Source organism: Streptomyces sp. NPDC002785 (assembly GCF_040295565.1).
Taxonomy (GTDB): domain Bacteria; phylum Actinomycetota; class Actinomycetes; order Streptomycetales; family Streptomycetaceae; genus Streptomyces.
Genome location: NZ_JBEOVN010000318.1, coordinates 1 through 5,207, shown reverse-complemented (window position 1 = coordinate 5,207; position 5,207 = coordinate 1). Strand labels below are relative to the sequence as shown.

Annotated in this window: 3 protein-coding genes; 2 read left to right on the top strand and 1 reads right to left on the bottom strand. The window is 69.3% G+C overall.

Features of this window, described 5'->3' with window-relative positions:
• Positions 1–539: 539 nt before the first annotated feature.
• Positions 540–1,952, bottom strand: coding sequence for an aminopeptidase P family protein (locus ABTZ94_RS36115; RefSeq protein ID WP_351207456.1), 1,413 nt, complete (start codon positions 1,950–1,952; stop codon positions 540–542).
• Between the two features lie 213 nt (positions 1,953–2,165).
• Between ABTZ94_RS36115 and ABTZ94_RS36110 the strand changes: the two genes are divergently transcribed.
• Both ABTZ94_RS36110 and ABTZ94_RS36105 read left to right on the top strand, forming a co-directional pair.
• On the top strand, positions 2,166–3,149 hold the full coding sequence (locus ABTZ94_RS36110) for a LuxR family transcriptional regulator (protein ID WP_351207454.1): 984 nt from the start codon (positions 2,166–2,168) through the stop codon (positions 3,147–3,149).
• A 197-nt stretch (positions 3,150–3,346) separates the two neighbouring features.
• Entirely contained in the window at positions 3,347–5,050 is a 1,704-nt protein-coding gene (locus ABTZ94_RS36105) for an IS1182 family transposase (RefSeq protein ID WP_351207452.1), read from the top strand.
• The last annotated feature ends 157 nt before the right edge of the window (positions 5,051–5,207 follow it).

Here is a 5,207-nt window from a genome sequence, read left to right as displayed (position 1 = left end):
ACGGATATTTCCTGGGTGCGGCCATGGTCGATGTTCCTCTCATGATTCCCATCTGACCCTCTGTCAACATCCTCCGCATCTCGGGGGAACCTCAGGTGGACAAGGACACCGAGTACGTCACTCCGTCGACGTCGGACCTGGGCAGGGGCGGCCCGGCTGGTGCCGCCCCGCATGCCGGGCCGCTCGGCGAAGGGAGTTCGCCGCCGTCAGGCCCGGACGGAGCGGCGGCTGACTCCGGGAAGTCAGGGCGTGGCGGACTGCTTCGCTCGCTGCGGGTGGGACGTCCGCGTCCGGCCTCCGGCCTGGATACGTCGCGGCGGCAACCGGCTCCGCAGCCTGTTCCTTCGCAGAGTGCGAGTGGGCGCGGCGTCGCTCGGCTGCTGCGTCACTGGCAGCGCGGGGCCGGGCACGCACATCTGCCGCGTTGTCGTCGATCACCATGGCTCCGCCATGCCTCAATCCACCGACTCGCAGCTGCGCGCACCCAGCCCCGCCCCTTCTCCCACCCCCCATTCGCCGGCCGGTCTTGTTCGACGCACTCAACCCGCGAACCGGGCCATCCACTCCTCGACGTCGTCCGCCGACCGCGGCAGGCCCGCCGACAGGTTCTCGTGACCGTCGTCGGTGACGACCAGGTCGTCCTCGATCCGGACGCCGATGCCGCGCCAGTCCTCGGGCACGGTGAGATCGTCCGGCTGGAAGTACAGGCCGGGCTCGACGGTGAGCACCATGCCGGGCTCCAGCACACCGTCGACGTACTCCTCGTTCCGGGCCTGCGCACAGTCATGGACGTCCAGACCGAGCATGTGACCGGTGCCCGCCATCGTGAAGCGGCGCTGGAGGCCGAGCTCGTACGCGCGGTCGGCCGGGCCTTCGATGAAGCCCCACTCGACCAGCCGTGCCGCCAGGTGGCGCTGGGACGCCTCGTGGAAGTCCCGGTACGCGGCGCCCGGCTTGACGGCTGCCATGCCGGCTTCCTGGGCCGCGTACACCGCGTCGTAGACCTTGCGCTGCAGGGGCGTGAAGGTCCCGCTGATCGGCAGCGTGCGCGTGACGTCAGCGGTGTAGAGGGTGTGCGTCTCCACGCCGGCGTCGAGCAGGAGCAGATCCCCCGGGCGCACCGGACCGTCGTTGTCCGTCCAGTGCATGATCGTGGCGTGCTCGCCCGCGGCGCAGATCGAGCCGTAGCCGACGGCATTGCCCTCAAGGCGTGCACGGCGGAAGAACGTGCCCTCGATCCACCGCTCGGACGACGCGACCGCCCCCGAGAGCTCACCGATCACATCGGTGAATCCGCGCACCGTGGAGTCCACGGCCTTGCGGAGCTCGGCAATCTCCCAGTCGTCCTTGACGAGGCGGAGATCGCTGAGCGCCTCCTCCAGTTCGGCGTCGCGCTCCTCTTCGGTGGTGACGGCGGCCTCCAGGGACGGGTCGAGACCCCGGACGATCCGGGTCGGCGCACCGGAGGCGGCGGCCAGGTCACCGGCCGCCGTGCGGACGTCCCGGCAGGGCAGACCGAGCACGAGCTCCGACTCGGCGAGGGAGCGGCGCCGGCCCATCCACAGCTCCGCCGTGGCGCCGGTCCAGAACTCGTCGTTGTCCCGGCTGTCCCGTGGCAGCTGGTAGCAGTAGGCGTCATGGCCGCCGTCCGCTCGGGGTTCGAGGACGAGAGCACCGTCCCGGGCTTGGTCTCCGGTCATGTGCACGTAGCCCGAGTACGGCCGGAACGGGTAACTGTCGTCGTTCGAACGGACTTTGAGGTTCCCCGAGGGAATCACGAGGCGTTCGCCCGGAAAGCGCGCGGAGAGCGTGGCGCGGCGACGGGCTGCGTACGGAGCCTGCTCGCCGAGCCGCAGGTCGTGCCGCTCGGTGTCCGCCCACCCCGTTCGCATCAGAGCGGACAGTTCCTCGGAGATCCCTGAGTAGAGACCGTTCTTTCGGCCTTTCGCCACGGCATACACCTTCTTCTGGGTGGGTTCCTCAGCGGCGAGGAGCAGAGTGAGCCGTACGGACAGGCTTGCTCCCGGTGGGGCTCGGGCACTCTCGCCGCCGCCGGTCTTCGGCGGCTCCCGGACGGTATCCCGCACCGCGCGTGCTCGGTGCCGAAGAGTGCCACTGGCACAGATCAGCCACAGTTCCGACCGGAACCATCGATAATGCGGCGTATGACGAACGCGAAACTCGGCGAGGCCCTTCGGCTTCTGGGCATCGATCACGCGGCGGGTCAGGTCTATCTGGCACTGCTTGAGCTGGCCCCCGCCCCGCTGAGTGCGATCGCGGCCGCGGCCGGCCTGGACGGTGCGGAACTGGCCACGGCTTACGGCGCGCTGGTCGAGGCCGGTCTGGCCAGTGCCGCCGAGGAAGGCGGGGACGTGGTGGCCCCGGTTCCGCCGACCGCCGGCCTGGAGATCCTCGCCCGGCACCGTGTGGCCGAGGTCGAGGAGTCGCGCATCACCGTCGGGGGCGCGTTTGAGTCGTTCCGGCGACAGCGGCTCGCCGCGTACAACGCCAATCTCGTCGAGGTCGTCACCGGCGACGCCATCGGCCCCAGGATTCGTCACGCTTGGGCAAGCGCCCGCGATCAGATCCGGCAGTTCGAGTCACCGCCGTACTTCCCCTTGGCCAGCGCCACGGACGACGCGCTGGCCACGCTCGCCCGCGGTGTGACGCAGCGTGTCGTGTACTCGCGGGAGTCGCTGGAGCACCCGGGCCACCTGAAGGAGGGCATCGAACCGTGCATCAAGGCCGGCGAACAGGCCAGGGTGCTGCCGTCGGTGCCGGTCAAACTCGTGATCATCGACGAGGCGTACGCACTCGTGTCGTTGTCGATCAAAGAGGCCGACGTACACAACACCATGCTGGTCGTGCAGCCGTGCGGCCTGCTCTCCGCGCTCATGGCGCTGTTCGAGCAGTCCTGGCAGAACGCCCTGCCGTTCCACGGCCGCACCACTCTCCCAGGCGGCCTGCCACCCGCCGACCGCCGCCTGCTGTGGCTCCTCGCGGGCGGCGCGAGCGATGACGTCATCGCCCGCGAGATGGGCATCAGTCGCCGCACGCTGTTCCGCCGCCTGCAGATCCTGATGGCCCAGCTGGGCGCCGCGAACCGCTTCCAGATGGCCCTGCAGGCACAGCGCAGCGGATGGTTGTGACCGGCACGCTGCGCCCGCTGCTTGCCGCGCCCACCGCATCGGCGCGCATCAGACCAAGATTCGGACAGCGCGTGCAGGTGATCTACGTCCGTCTCAATAACACCGAGTCGGGGATCTTGGAGTTTTGCGGTGCGGCAGCATGATCAACCGGCATGCTCGGGTCGTTCCGATGACCGATGCAGCTGTCGAGGTGCCCGTTGTCCCTCCGCCCCCGTTCCGGTGAGCAAGTCCCGCCTCTGACCGCGCGGATCGCGCGGGCGAGCAACCCGGACGGCACGACGGCGATATGGGTGCGCGACCGGCTCGACGGGCTGTGGCGCGACGAGGATTTCACCGACTGGTACCCGCGCGACGGGCGTCCGGGCCTCTCGCCCGCCCAGCTGGCCACCGTCTGTGTGCTGCAGTTCCTGCTCGGCCTGTCGGACCGGCAGGCCGCCGAGGCAGTGCGCTGCCGCATCGACTTCAAGTACGCCATGGCCCTGGAACTGGACGACCCCGGCTTCCACCACAGCGTACTGGCAGACTTCCGTGACCGTCTCGCCGAAGGCGACCGTGCCGACCGCCTCCTCGACCTCGCGCTGACCCGCCTCAAGGAGGCCGGTCTGGTGCGCGAGCGCACCACACAACGCACCGACTCCACTCACGTCCTGGCCGCGGTACGCGACCTGACCCGGCTGGAGCTGGTCACCGAGGCGGTGCGGGCCGTGTTGGAGGAGGTCGCCGGCGTCGCCGAGCACCTGCTGGATGGACTGGTCGACGAGGAGTGGGGTCGCCGCTACGGCCGCCCGGTCCGCCTGGGCAAAAATCCCACCCGGCCCAAGAGCAGGATCAACACCACCGGCGACGACGCCGCCCGGCTCCTGGAACACCTCTACCAGCACGGGGCAGGCCGTGCGTCCGGCCCCCGGGTCCAGGCCCTGCGGCAGATCATGGTCCAGCACTATTACCGCGATGCCGCGGGCCGCCTGCTCTGGCGCACCGAGGAGGACGGCGGGCCGGGGCTGCCGCCCTCGTCCCTGGCGATCGTCTCGCCCTACGACACCTCAGCCCGATACGCGCGTCACGGACACATCATCAGCTGGAGAGGGTTCTCCGCCCACCTGACCGAGACCTGTGCCCCTGACGGCCCCAACGTGATCACGGATGTGGCCACCACTCCGGTCACCACACACGACAGCCAGGTCCTGCCCAGCATCCATATTCGTCTGCGGCGCCGCGGCCTGCTGCCCGCCGAGCACCTGGTCGACAGTGGCTACACCTCCTTGGTCCACCTGGAACAGGCCGCCCGGGAACACCAGGTCACCGTCACCGGACCGCTGCCGGGCAACCCCACTCGTCAGCACCGCCGAGGCGGGGGTTTCGGCCGCGACGACTTCCACATCGACTTCGACCACCGACAGGTGACCTGCCCCCAGGGCCAGGTCAGTAGCAGCTGGCACGGTCCCTACCCGACCTCGTCACCCACTGCGGCGCCCCTGATCGTGGCGAATTTCACCAAGGGCCAGTGCCGGCCCTGCCCGACCCGCGTCCAGTGCACCAGCTCCAGCGAAAACGCCCGGACCGTGGGTTTTCCACCACGAGAACTCCGCGACCTGCAGCTTCGAGTCCGCACCGAGCAGCAGACACCCGAGTGGAAGACCCGATACGCGGTGCGCTCCGGGGTGGAGGGCACCGTCAACGAATTCGCCCACGGCCACGGTATGCGCCGCTGCCGCTACCGAGGGCAGGACAGAGCCCACGTCCAGCACATCCTGACTGCCATCGCCGTCAACATCGAGCGCCTCAGCGGCCTGCCGCCAACCGGAGGAACACCTCCGTACCGACGCCCGACCGCCTTCCAGAGTTTCCTGGACCAGCGCGGCATCCACCGGCCGAAGTCCTGGAGAAGTTCCAGCGGTTGACACCGCCAGCTCCAAGATCCCCGACTGTGAGGATGAGGCGGCACCGCTCGAGGGTCTGACCCGATCCCCGATTGACGCTTCGGCTGTCCTCACTCTGAATCGTCGGCCTTCCGAGCGGTGCCAATGCGTGTACCGGCCGGAGATCGTGACCTCATAG